This window comes from Streptococcus sp. HMSC10E12, assembly GCF_001807855.1.
Taxonomy (GTDB): Bacteria; Bacillota; Bacilli; order Lactobacillales; family Streptococcaceae; genus Streptococcus; species Streptococcus salivarius.
Window position 1 is genome coordinate 19,280 of sequence record NZ_KV791076.1, and the last position, 17,899, is coordinate 37,178.

A 17,899-nucleotide genomic window follows, 5' to 3' on the forward strand; every position below is an offset into this window, starting at 1 on the left:
TTTTGATAACTCTACCAATGTTTTTAAACTTTGATAGAGTTATTTGAAAACAAAAATAAGGAGTTCGTAAGATGAATCTTTTAATTATGGGTCTACCAGGTGCTGGTAAAGGGACTCAAGCTGCAAAAATTGTAGAAGAATTTGGTGTAGCTCACATCTCAACTGGTGATATGTTCCGTGCTGCTATGGCTAACCAAACAGAAATGGGAACTTTGGCAAAATCATTCATCGATAAAGGTGAATTGGTACCAGATGAAGTGACAAACGGAATCGTTAAAGAGCGTTTGGCTGAATCTGATATTGCTGAAAAAGGTTTCTTGCTAGATGGTTATCCACGTACTATTGAGCAAGCTCATGCATTGGATGAAACATTGAAAGCACTTGGTATTAAACTTGACGGTGTAATCAATATTGAAGTTAATCCAGAGAGCTTGGTTGAACGTCTTTCAGGTCGTTTCATTTGTCGCTCATGTGGTGCAACATATCATAAAGTATTCAACCCAACTAAGGTTGAAGGAACATGTGATGTTTGTGGCGAACATGAATTCTTCCAACGTGAAGATGACAAACCTGAAACTGTTAAACGTCGTCTTGACGTAAACATTGCTCAAGGTGAGCCAATTATTGCACATTATCGTGAGCTTGGTCTTGTATCAGATATTCAAGGTAACCAAGATATCGATGATGTATTCGCTGATGTTAAAAAAGCGATTGCAGCAATTAAATAATTATATAATCTTACTTGCGTATCAGACTTAAGCATGTTATAATACTTTAGTCTGACTTATAATTGTTACCTCTGTGCTCAGAGGAAATCAAATCGAAATTTTAGGGGGTACTTTTGCGTGGCAAAAGAAGACGTGATTGAAATTGAAGGTAAAGTTGTAGAAACTATGCCTAATGCTATGTTTACTGTTGAATTGGAAAATGGACACCAAATTTTGGCGACAGTTTCTGGTAAAATCCGTAAAAACTACATTCGTATTTTGGTCGGTGACCGTGTGACTGTTGAAATGAGTCCTTATGATTTGACACGTGGACGCATCACATACCGCTTTAAATAATCGAAATAATTGGAGGGATTAAAACATGAAGGTAAGACCATCGGTTAAACCAATTTGCGAATACTGTAAAGTTATTCGTCGTAACGGTCGTGTTATGGTAATTTGTCCAACAAATCCAAAACACAAACAACGTCAAGGATAATATAGAAAGGAGAAATCATGGCTCGTATTGCTGGAGTTGACATTCCAAACGATAAACGTGTAGTAATTTCACTTACTTACGTATACGGTATCGGACTTGCAACATCTAAGAAAATCTTGGCTGCTGCAGGCGTTTCTGAAGACATCCGCGTTAAAGATTTGACAAACGATCAAGAAGACGCTATCCGTCGCGAAGTGGATGCAATCAAAGTTGAAGGTGACCTTCGTCGTGAAGTTAACCTTAACATCAAACGTTTGATGGAAATCGGTTCATACCGTGGTATCCGTCACCGTCGTGGACTTCCTGTCCGTGGACAAAACACTAAAAACAATGCCCGCACTCGTAAAGGTAAAGCTGTTGCGATTGCAGGTAAGAAAAAATAATTAAAATAAAATAGGAGGTAAAAAACATTGGCTAAACCAACACGTAAACGTCGTGTGAAAAAGAATATCGAATCTGGTATTGCTCACATTCACGCTACTTTTAATAACACTATTGTTATGATTACAGATGTGCATGGTAACGCTGTAGCATGGTCATCAGCTGGTGCTCTTGGTTTCAAAGGTTCTCGTAAATCTACACCATTTGCTGCACAAATGGCTTCAGAAGCTGCTGCTAAATCTGCACAAGAACATGGTCTTAAAACAGTTGAAGTAACTGTTAAAGGTCCTGGTTCAGGTCGTGAGTCTGCTATCCGTGCTCTTGCTGCTGCAGGTCTTGAAGTAACAGCAATCCGTGATGTAACACCTGTACCACATAATGGTTGTCGTCCTCCAAAACGTCGTCGTGTGTAATCTTTAATAACAATAGTACACAAGGTTCGTTTCGAGGGAGTATAATAAATGATTGAGTTTGAAAAACCAATAATAACAAAAATTGATGAAAATAAAGATTACGGCAAATTTGTCATCGAACCACTAGAACGTGGTTATGGTACAACTTTGGGTAACTCTCTTCGTCGTGTACTTTTGTCATCACTTCCAGGTGCTGCCGTAACATCAATTAAGATTGATGGAGTACTCCACGAATTTGATACCGTACCAGGCGTCCGTGAAGACGTGATGCAAATCATCCTTAATATTAAAGGACTTGCTGTAAAATCTTACGTCGAAGACGAAAAAACAATTGAACTTGATGTTCAAGGTCCAGCTGAAGTTACTGCTGGAGATATCTTGACTGATAGCGACATTGAAATTGTTAACCCTGATCATTATCTTTTCACTATCGCTGAAGGAGCTTCTTTGAAAGCGACTATGACAGTAGCTACAAACCGTGGTTATGTTCCAGCAGATGAAAACAAGAAAGATGATGCACCAGTGGGAACATTGGCTGTAGATTCAATCTACACACCAGTAAAAAAAGTCAATTATCAAGTTGAACCTGCTCGTGTAGGTAGCAACGATGGTTTTGATAAATTGACAATCGAAATCATGACAAACGGAACAATCATCCCTGAAGATGCCCTCGGTCTCTCGGCTCGCGTTTTGATTGAACACTTGAACTTGTTTACTGACCTTACTGATGTTGCTAAAGCTACTGATGTAATGAAAGAAACTGAAAAAGTGAACGATGAAAAGGTGCTTGACCGTACCATCGAAGAACTTGATTTGTCTGTACGCTCATATAACTGTTTGAAACGTGCCGGTATTAATACCGTTCATGATTTGACAGAAAAAACTGAGCCTGAAATGATGAAAGTCCGTAACCTAGGTCGTAAATCTCTTGAAGAAGTCAAAGTTAAGTTGGCTGATCTTGGACTTGGACTCAAAAACGATAAATAATAATATAGGAGGATAACATGGCTTACCGTAAACTTGGACGCACAAGCTCACAACGTAAAGCGGTTCTTCGTGATTTGACTACAGATCTTATCATTAACGAAGCAATCGTTACAACTGAAGCACGTGCTAAAGAAATCCGTAAAACAGTTGAAAAAATGATCACTCTTGGTAAACGTGGTGATTTGCACGCACGTCGTCAAGCAGCTGCATTTGTACGCAACGAAATTGCATCTGAAAGCTATGATGAAGCAACTGATAAATATACATCAACAACTGCTCTTCAAAAACTTTTCTCAGAAATCGCACCTCGTTATGCTGAACGTAACGGTGGATACACTCGTATCCTTAAAACAGAACCACGTCGTGGCGATGCTGCCCCAATGGCAATCATCGAACTTGTTTAATTTTTATCAATTTTGTTGAGTGTTATGATGATGGAATAGCTTAGCTTTTCTTAGTCTAGCTCTGGTCTACCGCTGGGCATACGCCTAGCGGGAACACTCATCATAAAAATGGGAATAAATAAGCATGTAACGCTTGTTTACGAAAGGTAATACTGTTATTTTTCGTAAGCAGGCGTTTTTTTGGGCTATAAATCGTCTGAATATTTTGATATAATGGAATAAGCTTATTTTAAAAAGGGGGACATTATTTTGACAACAGCCAAGGAACTGCTTAAGCAAAGGTATTATGAGCCAATTAAGGAGCAACCCGAATTATTTGTGGGGATTGAGTTGGAATACCCAGTTGTTAATTTGAGTGGTAATGCTACAGATGTCTCTCTTATGAAACAGTTGTTAGTCTTTCTCTTAGATAATTTTGATTTTAAAGCTGATAAGTATGATTCTGATAACAATCCTATTCAGCTTATTGATAAAACTTCTGGAGACATGATCCTTTTTGAAGTCTCCTACAATACGATTGAGTTTGCTTTTGCAAAGGCTGAGAGAATTTCTGAGGTTGAGGAACGTCTGGATACTTACCTCAGTATAATCCAACCCTATCTTCAGAATCATAATCATGAGTTGCAAGGTTGGGGAGTGAATCCAAACTGGGCAAAAAATGATAACAGACCTGTTAAATCTCCTCGTTATGAGATGCTTATGGATTTTCTTGAGCTATCTAAAGCAAAGAACGATCCTTTCTTTCATGATTATCCAGAATATGGTTCTTTCATCTGTGGGAGTCAGGTACAGTTAGATGTTTCAAAAACGTCCTATTTAAGGGTTTTAAATGCTTTTAATCAAATAGAGGGACCCAAAGCAGTATTATTGGCAAACTCTGAATTTTGGGGCTCAGATTGGGATTTAGCGCTTTCTCGTGATGTTTTCTGGGAGAATTCCATGCATGGTGTTTTTGAGGAAAATGCAGGGGTATTTCCCAAGGTGTTTAAAAGCGAAGATGACTATTTTTCTTACTTGTCTGAGACAGCCATTTTTACTGCTAAGCGTGGTGATGAAACCTACTATTTTGAACCAATACGTGCTAAAGACTATCTAAGTACGTCATCTATCAAGGCACACTCTATTCATGGCGAAGTAGTCACTATTGAGCCAAGTGAGGAAGATTTTAAGACTCACCGTTCTTATCAATTCCAAGATTTAACGACGCGAGGGACTATTGAGTTTCGCAGTGTTTGTACCCAACCTTTCTCATCAACCTTTGCGCCAGCAGCCTTTCACCTTGGTCTTTTAGTCAATTTGGAAAATCTAGAAAATATTTTGAATGACGCACCTATTTTTGAAGCGTTTGACTATGATTATCCTAGAATTCGTCGTTTATATTCGAAAAAGGATATTTCTGATACAGACCTCAAAATGATTTTACCTTTGACAGAATCGCTATTGTCTTGTGCTGAGGATGGCTTAAAATCGCGTGGTTTTGGAGAAGAAGTCTACTTAGCGCCCCTTAGAGAGAGATTAGATAGGCTGAATAAGAGTTTGGTTTAACCTTTGATATAAGATATAATAGATAACTTTTGCTAAAAAATTTAAAAAAAGGCAAAAAAGTATTGACGTCAGCAAACAATAAATGGTATTATATAGTAGTTGTTTCGAAAGAGACAAGAGAAAGTTATAAAAAAACTTTCAAAAAGGTATTGACACAAGTTGTCAATCTTGATATAATAACTAATGTTGTTAGCGGAAATGGCGGAATTGGCAGACGCGCAGGACTAAGGATCCTGTGACCGCTTTAGGTCGTGAGGGTTCAAGTCCCTCTTTCCGCAGAGTAACCAGTCAGATGACTGGTTTTTTTGTATTAAAAAATCAAAACGCTTACAAATTGTAGAAAAGCTAGTTTTTTGAGTCTAATTGTGATAGAATAAACTTGTAAACGGGTTCAAACCCAAAAAAATATAGGAGGCCTTTATAATGGCAATCGTTTCAGCAGAAAAATTTGTCCAAGCAGCTCGTGATAATGGTTACGCAGTTGGTGGATTTAACACAAACAACCTTGAGTGGACTCAAGCTATCTTGCGTGCAGCAGAAGCTAAACAAGCTCCAGTACTTATCCAAACTTCTATGGGTGCAGCTAAGTACATGGGTGGTTACAAATTGTGTAAAGTTCTCATCGAAGAATTGGTTGAATCAATGGGTATCACTGTACCAGTTGCTATTCACCTTGACCACGGTCACTACAATGATGCTTTGGAATGTATCCGTGTAGGTTACACTTCAGTTATGTTTGACGGTTCACACCTTCCAGTTGAAGAAAACCTTGAAAAAGCAGCTAAAGTTGTTGAATTTGCACACGCTAACGGTGTATCAGTTGAAGCTGAAGTTGGTACAATCGGTGGTGAAGAAGATGGTATCATCGGTGATGGTGAATTGGCACCAATCGAAGATGCTAAAGCTATGGTTGCAACTGGTATCGACTTCCTTGCAGCAGGTATCGGTAACATCCACGGTCCTTACCCAGAAAACTGGAGCGGACTTCACCTTGACCACTTGCAAAAATTGACAGAAGCTGTTCCTAACTTCCCAATCGTATTGCACGGTGGATCAGGTATTCCTGACGATCAAATCCAAGCAGCTATCAAACTTGGTGTTGCTAAAGTTAACGTTAACACTGAGTGTCAAATCGCATTTGCTAACGCAACACGTAAATTTGTTGCTGAATACGAAGCAAATGAAGCAGAATACGACAAGAAGAAACTCTTCGACCCACGTAAATTCTTGAAACCAGGTTTCGAAGCTATTACAGAAGCTGTTGAAGAACGTATCGACGTATTCGGTTCAGCAAACAAAGCTTAGTTGAAAAAAAGAACAAGGTCTTTTCTGGATCTTGTTTTTTTGTACCCAATAAATAGTTAGTGTCTGCGAATCAATCTGTGATTGGGAGCAAACAAAGCTTAATTAGACTATATAAGCTTGAAATGAAAGGGTTTGTCCAATATGGACAAGCCTTTTTCTTATGTTTTGCCCCCATTTTGCCCCCGATTTATAAATTTCAGTTCGTTTTGATTATAGATGTAGTCCAAACAAAGCGCAATTAGGCTATTAAAACAAGGTCCTTTCTGAGTCTTGTTTTTTTATCCCCAAATAAATAGGTAGTATCTGCGAATCAATCTATGATTGAGAGTGAACAAATTTTAAAGAGTGGATACCACTTAGGTCGATAGATTCTATTTCCTAACTTTTTAAGATATGCTATAATATGAATATGTTTGATAATTATATTTTACCCGTATTTTTTGGTGGTGGAGCTCTTGCTCTACTAGGTTTAGTGTTATTTGGTTGGGCCTTGCCTTCATTTTTGAAGGGTAAGTGGTCTTATTTGATTTCTTTGCTAGGTTTAGGTTTGGTTGCTTTTGCCTATTTTGATGCGGCGATTGTTATCACTTATAAAATCTGGCTTGGATTGCTAGGTGTCATCATGATTGGTTGGGGACTTCCTTTTAACAATCGCAAGGGACGCCGTGCGATGACTATTTTCTGGGCTGTCATGGCAATCGTTGTAGGTATTGCTGCTATTGCATTCACTATTGCTTATGGTGTCATTAACCGTCACTAACATGAAACTGTAAAACATGCTATAATAATGGCATGTTTTATTTTATGACCCTATCATTTATTATCATGCCTGCCTTGGGCTGCTTCTTAATAGGCTTGGCTTTTGCTAAATCAGATCGTTGGGAGTTTTCTTGGATATTATCCTTAATAGGTTTGGTGGCCTTTATTTCTTCTTTTTGGCATATAGCACGTGTAGATTTATGGTTTATGCTAAGTTATAGTGTTGGTCCTTTTTTGATGGGATTTGGTTTCTTCTGGGACCTAAGTAAGAAACGCCGTGGGCAGTTATTATTATTAGGGGTATTTTTCCTTATCTTTTTTGTGATTCTGTACTATCTTATTGTGCGAATCCTGAATACAGCTGTTGTCTAAAGGAGGGCTGTTGTGATGTTGCTAGATTTAGAAGAGAAGACACGTGTGCTTGTAGAAGATATTGTTGAACGTTCCGCTATTGGGCGAGGAGCTATCTTTGTCTTGGGATTGTCTTCCAGTGAGGTCGCTGGTGGGATAATCGGAAAAGCCTCTAGCCGTGAAATTGGCCAACGAATTGTGAAAACGATTCTTGAAGTTTTGAAACCTAAAGGAATTTACTTGGCTGTTCAAGGCTGCGAACATCTGAATCGTGCTTTGGTTGTTGAGCGTGAGCTCGCCATGGCTAAAGATTTGGAAATTGTTAATGTTCTTCCGACCTTGCATGCTGGGGGAAGTGGTCAGCTGGCTGCTTTTGACTATATGAAGGATCCTGTTGAGGTGGAGGAAATTGTCGCTCAGGCTGGTATCGATATTGGGGATACCTCTATTGGTATGCATGTGAAGAGGGTCCAAGTTCCTCTTCGCCCGATTACTCCAGAATTAGGTGGTGCTCATGTGACTGCTTTGGCGAGTCGTCCTAAGTTAATTGGTGGAGCTCGTGCTGAGTATCTAGCAGATCCTATCCGTAAAAACTAAAAAGTATCGGACATTCTTGTCCGATACTTTTTCTGTGAGCAGAGCCCTTTCTTTCAATGACGACGCTTGGCATAATCGACAAATTTGAATTTTTCAAGTTTGTGGCGACTTTCCGTAAATTGGAACTGTTTTCCATTAGTTAAATAAACTTTAGAACGGATACAAACAACGTGCTGGTCTTTACCTAGGTCGATAAGAATCTTATCTTGATCGGTAGCATTATCAATAGTGATTTCTTTGGAGCATGAGTGGTTCCAAAAAGCTTTGGCTGGAGACCAGTATTATCAAGATTTCTTCTTTATTCAGAACCAACCAACCGATTGGTTGTCTAAATTTGGTGGTTCTGCCTGGGCTCCTTTTGGAGATACAGGGAAATACTATCTTCACCTCTTTGATGAAACACAGTCGGACCTTAATTGGTGCAATCCCAATGTCCGTAAGGAGTTGTTCAAGGTGGTCAACTTCTGGCGTGACAAGGGAGTCAAAGGCTTCCGTTTCGATGTGATCAATTTGATTGGGAAAGATGAAGTCTTAGTGGATTGCCCTGAAAATGAAGGGAAACCAGCTTATACGGATAAACCAATTGTCCATGACTATCTTCGTATGATGAATGAAGCGACCTTTGGTTCTGATGGTAGCTTTATGACAGTTGGAGAGATGTCATCGACAACAAATGACAACTGTGTTCTTTATTCAGCACCGGAGCGTCACGAGTTGTCTATGGCCTTTAACTTCCATCATCTTAAAGTAGATTATGAAGATGGACAAAAATGGACTATTACTCCCTTTGATTTTGAAGAGCTCAAACGTCTCTATCATACCTGGGGTAAGGAAATGAGTGAACGAGGTGGTTGGAGTGCCCTTTTCTGGAATAACCATGACCAACCTCGTGCCTTGAATCGCTTTGTGGATATTAAGAACTTTCGTAATGAAGGAGCGACCATGCTAGCAGCTAGCATTCACCTATCACGTGGAACACCTTATATCTACATGGGCGAAGAAATCGGGATGATTGATCCAGATTATGATTCTATGGCAGATTACGTGGATGTCGAGTCCATCAATGCTTACCAAATGCTCTTGGACCAAGGCGAGTCTCCTGAGCAGGCCTTCAAGATCATTCAAGCCAAATCACGTGATAATTCTCGTACGCCAATGCAATGGGATGCTTCTGAGAATGCAGGTTTTTCAACAGGCACTCCATGGTTGAAAGTCGGTAAATCTTATAAAGACATCAACGTTGAAAATGAAATCGATGGACCAATCTTTAAATTCTATAAAGAATTGATTCGCTTGCGCAAAGAAATACCTATCATTTCAGAAGGAAGCTATCAGCCAGCATTTGAGGATAGTCAACAAGTCTACGCCTTTGAACGCTACTTAGACGTTCAAAAACTCTTGGTACTCAATAATTTCTACGGAAGTGAAGTTGAAGTGGCGATTCCAGCAGAATACCAAGCAGGGCACGTGCTCTTGTCAAACTATGACGATACAGAGCTCGCTGAAAAGATAATTTTGAAACCTTATCAAACCCTAGCAATCTTAGTAAAATAAGCCAAACTTTCCTCAGTAAATGCTTTTGCTGGGGAATTTTGTTATAATGAAAGCACTTTTAATGTTGATGGAGGAAGTGTAATGACACGCTTACAAGATGATTTTTACCATGCGATTAATGGTGAGTGGGAAAAAACAGCAGTGATTCCCGATGATAAACCACGCACAGGAGGTTTCTCAGATTTAGCAGATGAAATTGAAGACCTCATGCTTGCAACGACTGATCAATGGTTGGCAGGAGAGAATGTTCCTGACAATACCATTCTACAAAACTTTATAAAGTTTCACCGTATGGCTACGGACTTTGACAAACGTGAGGCATTGGGTATCGAGCCTGTTAAACCTTGGATTGAAGAATACAAGCAACTCTCGTCATTTTCAGAGTTTGCTTCGAAAATTGCTGACTATGAGATGTCTGGTAAGCCTAATGAGTTCCCATTCGGTGTATCTCCAGACTTTATGAATGCTCAATTAAATGTCCTCTGGGCAGCAGCGCCAAGTATTATTTTACCTGATACAACCTATTACACTGAGGATAATGAGAAGGGCAAGGAGCTTTTAGGAATTTGGCGTGAAATGGAAGAAGAACTCCTTGAGAAATATGGCTTTACAGCTGAAGAAATCAAAGATATCTTGGACAAGGTTATCGCCCTTGATGCTAAGTTGGCCAAGTATGTCCTTTCGAGTGAAGAATCTTCCGAGTATGTGGAACTCTACCACCCATATGATTGGGAAGACTTTACCAAGCTAGCACCGGAACTCCCACTTGATAACATCTTCACAGAAATCTTGGGACAAGTTCCTGATAAAGTTATCGTTCCTGAAGAGCGCTTCTGGACAGAATTTGCGGCGGAATATTATTCAGAAGATAATTGGGAGCTACTTAAGGCGAGCCTACTTATCGATGCTACGACAATTTGGAATGCCTATTTGACAGACGAACTTCGTGTTCTATTTGGAAAATATGGTCGTGCGCTTTCAGGAACACCACAAGCCTGGGACAAGAAAAAAGGAGCCTACTATTTGGCACAAGGACCTTACAATCAGGCTCTTGGACTTTGGTATGCAGGTGAAAAATTCTCTCCAGAAGCAAAAGCAGATGTTGAAGCGAAGGTGGCAACTATGATTGATGTTTATAAATCACGCCTTCAAACTGCGGATTGGTTGGCACCAGAAACACGTGAAAAGGCTATTACGAAACTTAATGTTATTACGCCTCACATTGGTTATCCAGAAAAACTACCTGAGACATATGATAGGAAGATTATTGATGAAAACTTATCACTTGTTGAGAATGCACAGAAGTTAGTCGAAATTTCAGTTGCACATAGTTGGAGCAAGTGGAATCAACCTGTTGATCGTAGTGAGTGGCATATGCCTGCCCACATGGTTAATGCTTACTATGATCCACAGCAGAACCAAATTGTTTTCCCAGCAGCTATCCTTCAAGCACCTTTCTATGACCTTCACCAATCGTCATCAGCCAACTACGGTGGTATTGGTGCTGTCATTGCTCATGAGATTTCCCATGCCTTTGATACAAACGGTGCTTCCTTTGATGAGAACGGTAGTCTTAAGAATTGGTGGACTGAAGAGGATTATGCAGCCTTTAAGGAACGTACTGACAAGATTGTGGATCAGTTTGAGGGCTTGGACTCTTATGGTGCCAAGGTCAATGGTAAATTAACTGTTTCTGAGAATGTTGCTGACCTCGGTGGTGTAGCCTGTGCTTTAGAAGCAGCTAAACGAGATAAGGATTTTTCAGTTCATGAATTCTTTGTTAACTTTGCGACGATTTGGCGTATGAAGGCGCGTGAAGAATACATGCAAATGTTAGCTAGCGTGGATGTGCATGCTCCAGCCAAATGGCGCACCAATGTTATCGTGAGCAACTTCGACGAATTCCACAAGGAATTTGACGTTAAAGAGGGCGACGGCATGTGGCGTGCCCCAGAAGATCGCGTGATTATTTGGTAATAATGATGAAATCTGTCCAAAATTGGATGGATTTCTTTATTTTTGTCGTTGTAAGGGTTTACATAACGACTAGAAAACGTTATAATATACTTGTGTTAAAGCTTGTGAAGTTTTTAACAAGTATTCAAAGGAGTTTCATATGACTAAACAAACTAAAGATGTTCAAACAGTAATTGATGAATTGGCAACAAAGGGTGTTGAAGCCCTTGATGCTATGGCTAACTTTACGCAGGAGCAAGTGGACCATATTGTTCACCAAGCTGCGATTGCTGCCCTAGATAAACACATGTATTTGGCTAAATTGGCCGTTGATGAAACAGGGCGTGGTATTTATGAAGATAAAGCCATCAAGAACATGTATGCTTCTGAATACATTTGGAATAGTATTAAATATGACAAAACTGTAGGCGTTATTGCTGAAGATAAAGAACAAGGTTTGGTTTCTATCGCTGAACCGGTCGGTGTTATCTGTGGGGTTACACCAACAACTAACCCAACTTCAACAACGATTTTCAAAGCCCTCATTGCATTGAAGACACGTAACTCTATTGTCTTCGCCTTCCACCCATCAGCTCAAAAATCATCTGCAGAAGCTGCTCGTATTGTTCGTGATGCGGCTATTGAAGCAGGTGCACCTAAGGACTGCATTCAGTGGATTGAAGAGCCATCTATCGAAGCAACTGGTCTTTTGATGAACCATCCTAAGATTGCCACAGTACTTGCGACTGGTGGACCTGGAATGGTTAAGGCTGCTTATTCAACTGGTAAACCAGCGCTTGGTGTAGGAGCCGGAAACGTCCCATCTTATATCGCTGCTGATGCTAAGGTTAAACGTGCGGTCAACGATATCATCGTTTCAAAAACTTTTGATAATGGTATGATTTGTGCGTCTGAACAAGCAGCTATCGTTGATGCAGCTATTTATGATGAAGTTAAGGCTGAATTTGAAGCACATCAATGTGTCATCATTTCTAAAAAAGCTGATATTGCTAAATTGGAAAAAGTCGTTCTTAATGAAGCGCGTACAGCTGTAAATGGTGCCATTGTAGGTCACTCAGCTATTGAAATTGCTGAAAAAGCTGGCCTTAAAGTTCCTGCAGGTACAAAAATGCTTTTGGCAGAAATTCCAGATGCAACAATGGAACACCCACTTGCCTTGGAAAAATTGTCTCCAGTACTTGCTCTTATCAAATCTGATGGTGTTGAAGATGGATTCAAAAAAGCAGAAGGCATGCTCAATTTGGGTGGTCTTGGACACACTGCTGTTATCCACACTGAAAATGAAGAGCTCCAACTCCAATATGGTATCCGCATGAAAGCCTGCCGTGTCTTGGTTAATAGTCCATCAGCTGAAGGTGGTATCGGTAATATCTACAATAACATGATCCCATCATTGACTCTTGGTTGTGGTTCACACGGTCATAACTCAGTGTCACACAATGTTAGCTCATTTGATCTCTTGAATGTTAAAACATTGTCAAAGCGTCGCAATAACATGCAATGGTTTCGCGTCCCACCAAAAATCTTCTTCGAAAAAGATTCAATAACTTACTTGCGTCACATTGAAGCTGAGCGCGTGATGTTGGTTTGCGACCCTGGTATGGTTCAGTTTGGTTATGCAGACTTGGTTAAACGCCAATTGGAACTTAACCGCCACAGACCGGCAGTAGATGTTTTCTCAGATGTTGAGCCAAACCCATCTACTAATACCGTTTATAAAGGTTTGGAACGCTTTGTAGATTTCCAGCCAGATGTAATCATCGCTCTTGGTGGTGGTTCTGCAATGGACGCTGCTAAGGCTATGTGGATGTTCTTTGAACACCCAGATGTAAGCTTCTTCGGTGCTAAACAAAAATTCTTGGATATCCGTAAACGTACTTACAAGATTCCTTACGCTCAGAAGACACAATTCATCTGTATCCCAACAACTTCAGGGACAGGTTCAGAAGTAACGTCATTTGCGGTTATCACTGATAGTGAAACTCATATCAAGTACCCATTGGCAGATTATGCTTTGACTCCGGACATTGCTATCGTTGACCCTGCTTTGGTTATGAGTGTACCTGCCAGCGTTACAGCAGATACAGGTATGGACGTTTTGACTCATGCCATTGAATCTTATGTATCAGTCATGGCTAGCGACTATACACGTGGGCTTTCACTCCAAGCAATTAAACTTGTTTTTGAAAATCTTGAACATTCTTACCGCTTTGGTGATGAAGAATCACGTGAAAAAATGCATAATGCGTCAACAATGGCTGGTATGGCCTTCGCCAATGCCTTCCTTGGTATTAACCACTCACTAGCTCATAAGGTTGGTCCTATGTTTGACATTCCACACGGACGTACTAATGCGATTTTGATGCCTCACGTTATCCGTTACAATGGTCGTGATCCTCAAAAACACGCTATGTTCCCTAAATATGACTACTTCCGTGCAGACAAAGATTACGCAGATATCGCTCGTTTCATGGGATGGGGTACTGACAAACAATCAGATGCTGAATTGGTTGAAGTTTTGGCACAAAAAGTATACGAATTGGGTGTTGCCGTTGGTATTGACATGAACTGGAAGGGACAAGGTGTCACTAAGAAACTTCTTCAAGACACTGCCTATACTTTGGCTGAACATGCTTATGAAGACCAATGTACAACAGCTAATCCGAAAGAACCACTTATTTCAGAATTGAAAGAAATTATCGAAATTGCCTTTGATTACAAAGGGTAAGCGATAGACAAAAGTAGCTCTATAAGGGCTACTTTTTTTGCTAGAAATCCTCTATATTAGAGTGTTTATCCAAATTAAAAATAAAGGACTTTCCCGAATAAGATAGAAAAACGCTTTAAGAATTGTTATAATAACCTTACAGCAAGATAAGGAGATTCCTATGACAAAAGAAGAAGGGCTTAGTTTGGGTGAAGCAGCACATCCTCTCAAGCCTCATGAATTGAGGTCATCAATGGCTTCTACAGCAGGGAATAGAGCGACTAATAAGTTTAAAGAGTTTAATGCTGATAGGATGGTGAGTGTTCAATTCAATCCTAGTCAACAAGTAAAAGAATCAAAGGAGCCAGTAACCTCAAAAAATATTGTGGGGATGGTATCAGGTGTGATTGCAGCGATACTCACCATACTTTTGATTGTTTGTCTCGTGATGGGATACCGTTATCGAGCCGCAAGCATTGAGGGCGATTGGACAAGCCCAACCTTTAGTGAGAAAATGTTAGCCACTCTGAAAGATACTGCTAATACTAAGAATAAAGTTAGTAATGCTTTACCACAAGGTCAAGATCTTATCACCGATATCAATACAGCAATGAGCATTACTGACAATAAGGCTCACTTAAAAGTGAGCTTTGTTTACAATCGTAAAGGTCTTTATCAGGCTTACAAAAGTAGAGTTACTGAATTGAAAGGTCAGTACGGCGAGGAGTTTTCGGAGGTTTTTGATAGTTATTCATTGTCAGAAAAAGACTACTATAAACAGTTTGATGAGACAGTGAAGAAAGAACTTCCAAAGAGTTATACCTACGATGCCAAAACCGGTCGTGTTACAACAACTGCTTTCACGGGTGATATTAACCGTTGGGAGCAAACAATCACTGTGGATAAGGCTGGAGATTCAGATGCTTTTAAAAAAGGTGATGTCTTAGATTATACGCCTAACAATGAAGGCTTTACTATCAAGGCACACAGTGAATTTGGTGACATTAGCTTTACAAAAAATAAATAAAAAAGGAAATTAAAGGGGAATATAAATGACAAGAGCAGAATGGTTGGACTATTTTGAGACGGTAAACGGACGTAAGCCGAGTGTTCAGGAAATGGCGGATGCTTTGAAAGCTGGAGAGTTTGTCAATGAAGCACCAGCTAAAACTGAAGATACAGCTACTGCTGAACCTATTAAGGTTGAGGCAGAAATCGTCGAGACAAGCACTAGTCCTCTACCAACAGAAACGGCACCAGCGGTAACAGCAACAGCACCTTCTACGGTTGCTTTTCCAGAAGGACAAGCAGCTATGGCAAATTTGTCTCCTAAAAAAACAATGGATCCCAAAAAGAAAAAACGCATCCTAGTCTCAGTTTTGTCAGCAGTGGTCCTTGTCTTCTTATGTATCGGTGGCTTTATGACTTACCGTTATGTGACAGGTAATATTGATGGCAAATGGTACAGTAGTTCTCTAGGTAGAGAGTATAGCTCAAGCATGTCTGAAAGTTTGACAGACTTGGATAGTAAGGAGCTTGAAAAGTACTTTACAGATACGGCTGTAACCATGAAAGTAAAAGGTAGCAATGCGAAGGTTACTGCTAGCTATACTTTTGATAAGAAAACCTATATCAAGGATTATCGTGAGAGGGTTCAGAAGTCCTTCTCAGCCTTTGGAGATTTATTTAAAGCCTTCTATGGAGATTCCTTTGAAAACTATTACAGTGAGGAAACCATAGAAAAAGAACTTGATGAAGCTCTTGAAAAAGCTGCAAAAGACAGCGGTCAAAAGTATGATTCGAAGACAGGCGAAACAACGACAACCCTTTTCAAAGGGAAGGTTAGCCGTTTGGGACATAAGATGACCGTTACTTCTGTCAACAAAGACGTTGATATTGATGGTCTCAATGTGAAAAAAGGTCAAGAGCTAAAAGTGACTAAAAAAGATAAGAAAGTAACGCTTAGTGGTGATGGAAAATCAAAAGATATCACTTTCTCAACTAAGAATGACACCAAAGATAAATTTTAAGATGACATCCGGAATAGCTATTCCGGATTTTTTCATGTTTTTGAGAGGAGAAAATAGGGTGATATCCGAATGATTTTCTCACAAGTCACAATACGTGTAGAAATATTCTGACAATTATGCTACAATAGAGCCACAGACTATCTAAAAAGAGGATTTACCATGACACTTGTATACCAATCAACACGTGACGAAAATAATAAAGTAACAGCTAGTCAGGCTATTCTTCAAGGTTTGGCAACAGATGGTGGCTTGTTCACACCGTTGTCAACGCCTGAGGTTACTTTGGACTTTGACCAATTGAAAGATGCTTCTTACCAAGAAGTTGCTAAATTAGTCTTGTCAGCTTTCTTGGATGATTTTACGGAAGAGGAATTGGATTACTGTATCACAAATGCATATGATGACAAGTTTGATACAGCTGCCATTGCACCAGTAGTTAAACTTAAGAACCACTACAACCTTGAACTTTTCCATGGTTCTACTATCGCTTTCAAAGACATGGCCCTTTCAATCTTGCCTTACTTGCTAACAACATCAGCTAAAAAGCAAGGTGTTGATAATAAGATTGTCATCTTGACAGCGACATCAGGTGACACTGGTAAAGCTGCCATGGCTGGTTTTGCAGATGTTCCTGGAACTGAAATCATTGTCTTTTATCCAAAAGACGGTGTTTCAAAAATCCAAGAATTGCAAATGACCACTCAAACAGGAGCTAATACGCACGTTATTGCCATTGATGGTAACTTTGATGATGCCCAAACAGATGTGAAACGTATGTTTAATGATGTTGATTTGCGTGAGAAATTGTTGGCTCATCATACGCAATTCTCATCAGCTAACTCAATGAATGTTGGTCGTTTGGTACCACAAGTGGTTTACTATGTATATGCCTATGCACAGTTGGTTAAGGCAGGTCATATCCAAAACGGAGATAAGGTGAACTTCACAGTACCAACAGGAAACTTTGGTAATATCTTGGCGGCTTATTATGCACGTCAGATTGGTGTTCCAGTTGGCAAATTAATCTGTGCTTCTAATGAAAATAACGTCCTTACAGACTTCTTCGCAACGGGTACTTATGATAAGAAACGTGACTTCAAGGTAACAACAAGCCCTTCTATGGATATCTTGGTATCTTCTAACTTGGAACGTTTGATTTTCCACCTTCTTGGTAATGATGCTACTAAGACTAAAGAGCTTATGGATGCACTTGTGACTAAGGGTGAGTATACTTTGGCTGATGCAGATAAAGATATTCTTGATTTGTTTGCAGCAGGTTTTGCAACTGAGGATGAAACAGCTGCTGAAATCAAGCGTGTCTATGATGAAGACAAGTATATCGAAGATCCTCATACAGCAGTTGCCTCAGCTGTTTACGAAGCATATGTTCAAAAGACAGATGACCACACACCAACAGTTATCGCTTCAACAGCTAGCCCATACAAGTTCCCACGTGTGGCAGTTTCAGCTGTCACTGGTAAAGATAGTGGGGATGATTTCAAAGCAGTAGAAGATTTGCACCAACTTTCAGGTGTAGCTATCCCAGCTGCTGTAGATGGACTTGAACATGCAGAAGTTCGCCATAAAACAGTTGTTGCGGCAGCTGATATGCAAAAAGCAGTTGAAAGCTATCTTGGTGTATAAGAATAAAAAAATAGGAGCTGAGAAATCAGCCCTATTTTT

The 17,899-nt window shown here is 39.9% G+C and carries 16 protein-coding genes, 1 tRNA gene and 3 pseudogenes; 19 read left to right on the top strand and 1 reads right to left on the bottom strand.

Features of this window, described 5'->3' with window-relative positions:
* Positions 1 to 71: 71 nt before the first annotated feature.
* The 13 genes from HMPREF3112_RS00690 (at position 72) to HMPREF3112_RS00740 (ending at position 7,948) form a co-directional block, all read left to right on the top strand.
* A complete protein-coding gene (locus HMPREF3112_RS00690; RefSeq protein ID WP_002885632.1) occupies positions 72 to 728 on the top strand; it encodes an adenylate kinase in 657 nt (218 codons plus the stop codon).
* Positions 729 to 845: 117 nt separating this feature from the next.
* The gene (gene infA, locus HMPREF3112_RS00695) at positions 846 to 1,064 is read left to right on the top strand and encodes a translation initiation factor IF-1 (protein WP_001040189.1); all 219 of its coding nucleotides are present in this window, start codon (positions 846 to 848) and stop codon (positions 1,062 to 1,064) included.
* 25 nt (positions 1,065 to 1,089) lie between these two features.
* Positions 1,090 to 1,206, top strand: a complete 117-nt coding sequence (gene rpmJ / locus HMPREF3112_RS10850; protein ID WP_000868345.1) for a 50S ribosomal protein L36 — start codon at positions 1,090 to 1,092, stop codon at positions 1,204 to 1,206.
* Between the two features lie 17 nt (positions 1,207 to 1,223).
* Complete coding sequence (gene rpsM, locus HMPREF3112_RS00700) at positions 1,224 to 1,589, top strand: 30S ribosomal protein S13 (protein WP_002885820.1); 366 nt, start codon at positions 1,224 to 1,226, stop codon at positions 1,587 to 1,589.
* A 27-nt stretch (positions 1,590 to 1,616) separates the two neighbouring features.
* Positions 1,617 to 2,000: a 30S ribosomal protein S11 gene (rpsK, locus tag HMPREF3112_RS00705; protein WP_002885718.1), complete on the top strand. Its 384-nt coding sequence runs from the start codon at positions 1,617 to 1,619 to the stop codon at positions 1,998 to 2,000.
* Between the two features lie 48 nt (positions 2,001 to 2,048).
* Positions 2,049 to 2,987 carry a DNA-directed RNA polymerase subunit alpha gene (locus tag HMPREF3112_RS00710; protein WP_002887046.1) on the top strand — a complete coding sequence of 313 codons (939 nt, stop codon included), beginning with the start codon at positions 2,049 to 2,051 and terminating at the stop codon, positions 2,985 to 2,987.
* Between the two features lie 17 nt (positions 2,988 to 3,004).
* Positions 3,005 to 3,391: a 50S ribosomal protein L17 gene (gene rplQ / locus HMPREF3112_RS00715; RefSeq protein WP_002885709.1), complete on the top strand. Its 387-nt coding sequence runs from the start codon at positions 3,005 to 3,007 to the stop codon at positions 3,389 to 3,391.
* Positions 3,392 to 3,640: 249 nt separating this feature from the next.
* Entirely contained in the window at positions 3,641 to 4,936 is a 1,296-nt protein-coding gene (locus tag HMPREF3112_RS00720) for a glutamate-cysteine ligase family protein (RefSeq protein ID WP_070437456.1), read from the top strand.
* A 192-nt stretch (positions 4,937 to 5,128) separates the two neighbouring features.
* Positions 5,129 to 5,214, top strand: a tRNA-Leu gene (locus HMPREF3112_RS00725).
* A gap of 145 nt (positions 5,215 to 5,359) precedes the next feature.
* The gene (locus HMPREF3112_RS00730; protein ID WP_002887043.1) at positions 5,360 to 6,241 is read left to right on the top strand and encodes a class II fructose-bisphosphate aldolase; all 882 of its coding nucleotides are present in this window, start codon (positions 5,360 to 5,362) and stop codon (positions 6,239 to 6,241) included.
* Between the two features lie 403 nt (positions 6,242 to 6,644).
* Positions 6,645 to 7,001, top strand: a complete 357-nt coding sequence (locus HMPREF3112_RS00735; protein ID WP_048674245.1) for a hypothetical protein — start codon at positions 6,645 to 6,647, stop codon at positions 6,999 to 7,001.
* 32 nt (positions 7,002 to 7,033) lie between these two features.
* Positions 7,034 to 7,372 (top strand): hypothetical protein, encoded by a 339-nt coding sequence (locus HMPREF3112_RS10855; RefSeq protein ID WP_082160352.1) that lies wholly within the window; start codon positions 7,034 to 7,036, stop codon positions 7,370 to 7,372.
* Between the two features lie 15 nt (positions 7,373 to 7,387).
* A complete protein-coding gene (locus HMPREF3112_RS00740) occupies positions 7,388 to 7,948 on the top strand; it encodes a TIGR01440 family protein (protein WP_048674243.1) in 561 nt (186 codons plus the stop codon).
* Between the two features lie 53 nt (positions 7,949 to 8,001).
* Here the strand turns inward: HMPREF3112_RS00740 and HMPREF3112_RS10860 are convergent.
* A pseudogene (locus tag HMPREF3112_RS10860) lies at positions 8,002 to 8,187 on the bottom strand (UTRA domain-containing protein); the annotation flags it as partial.
* Here HMPREF3112_RS10860 and HMPREF3112_RS00745 point away from each other — a divergent pair.
* From HMPREF3112_RS00745 to thrC, 6 genes and pseudogenes are all read left to right on the top strand, one after another.
* Positions 8,183 to 9,502: pseudogene (locus HMPREF3112_RS00745) on the top strand (alpha-amylase family glycosyl hydrolase); the annotation flags it as partial. The pseudogenes HMPREF3112_RS10860 and HMPREF3112_RS00745 sit on opposite strands and share 5 nt — an antisense overlap.
* A gap of 81 nt (positions 9,503 to 9,583) precedes the next feature.
* A complete protein-coding gene (locus HMPREF3112_RS00750) occupies positions 9,584 to 11,479 on the top strand; it encodes a M13 family metallopeptidase (protein ID WP_048674241.1) in 1,896 nt (631 codons plus the stop codon).
* 115 nt (positions 11,480 to 11,594) lie between these two features.
* Positions 11,595 to 14,207, top strand: a pseudogene (gene adhE, locus HMPREF3112_RS00755) (bifunctional acetaldehyde-CoA/alcohol dehydrogenase); the annotation flags it as partial.
* Between the two features lie 160 nt (positions 14,208 to 14,367).
* Positions 14,368 to 15,213, top strand: a complete 846-nt coding sequence (locus HMPREF3112_RS00760) for a hypothetical protein (protein ID WP_048674237.1) — start codon at positions 14,368 to 14,370, stop codon at positions 15,211 to 15,213.
* A 25-nt stretch (positions 15,214 to 15,238) separates the two neighbouring features.
* Positions 15,239 to 16,216 carry a hypothetical protein gene (locus HMPREF3112_RS00765; RefSeq protein ID WP_048674235.1) on the top strand — a complete coding sequence of 326 codons (978 nt, stop codon included), beginning with the start codon at positions 15,239 to 15,241 and terminating at the stop codon, positions 16,214 to 16,216.
* Positions 16,217 to 16,375: 159 nt separating this feature from the next.
* A complete protein-coding gene (gene thrC / locus HMPREF3112_RS00770) occupies positions 16,376 to 17,860 on the top strand; it encodes a threonine synthase (protein ID WP_014635127.1) in 1,485 nt (494 codons plus the stop codon).
* The last annotated feature ends 39 nt before the right edge of the window (positions 17,861 to 17,899 follow it).

What these genes read in the sequence shown, in the direction of transcription:
- HMPREF3112_RS00690 (WP_002885632.1), top strand. Translation starts at nt 72, where the DNA reads ATGAATCTTTTAATTATGGGTCTACCAGGTGCTGGTAAAGGGACTCAA.
- rpmJ (WP_000868345.1), top strand. Translation starts at nt 1,090, where the DNA reads ATGAAGGTAAGACCATCGGTTAAACCAATTTGCGAATACTGTAAAGTT.
- rpsM (WP_002885820.1), top strand. Translation starts at nt 1,224, where the DNA reads ATGGCTCGTATTGCTGGAGTTGACATTCCAAACGATAAACGTGTAGTA.
- HMPREF3112_RS00710 (WP_002887046.1), top strand. Translation starts at nt 2,049, where the DNA reads ATGATTGAGTTTGAAAAACCAATAATAACAAAAATTGATGAAAATAAA.
- rplQ (WP_002885709.1), top strand. Translation starts at nt 3,005, where the DNA reads ATGGCTTACCGTAAACTTGGACGCACAAGCTCACAACGTAAAGCGGTT.
- HMPREF3112_RS00730 (WP_002887043.1), top strand. Translation starts at nt 5,360, where the DNA reads ATGGCAATCGTTTCAGCAGAAAAATTTGTCCAAGCAGCTCGTGATAAT.
- HMPREF3112_RS00735 (WP_048674245.1), top strand. Translation starts at nt 6,645, where the DNA reads ATGAATATGTTTGATAATTATATTTTACCCGTATTTTTTGGTGGTGGA.
- HMPREF3112_RS10855 (WP_082160352.1), top strand. Translation starts at nt 7,034, where the DNA reads ATGTTTTATTTTATGACCCTATCATTTATTATCATGCCTGCCTTGGGC.
- HMPREF3112_RS00740 (WP_048674243.1), top strand. Translation starts at nt 7,388, where the DNA reads ATGTTGCTAGATTTAGAAGAGAAGACACGTGTGCTTGTAGAAGATATT.
- HMPREF3112_RS00750 (WP_048674241.1), top strand. Translation starts at nt 9,584, where the DNA reads ATGACACGCTTACAAGATGATTTTTACCATGCGATTAATGGTGAGTGG.
- HMPREF3112_RS00760 (WP_048674237.1), top strand. Translation starts at nt 14,368, where the DNA reads ATGACAAAAGAAGAAGGGCTTAGTTTGGGTGAAGCAGCACATCCTCTC.
- HMPREF3112_RS00765 (WP_048674235.1), top strand. Translation starts at nt 15,239, where the DNA reads ATGACAAGAGCAGAATGGTTGGACTATTTTGAGACGGTAAACGGACGT.
- thrC (WP_014635127.1), top strand. Translation starts at nt 16,376, where the DNA reads ATGACACTTGTATACCAATCAACACGTGACGAAAATAATAAAGTAACA.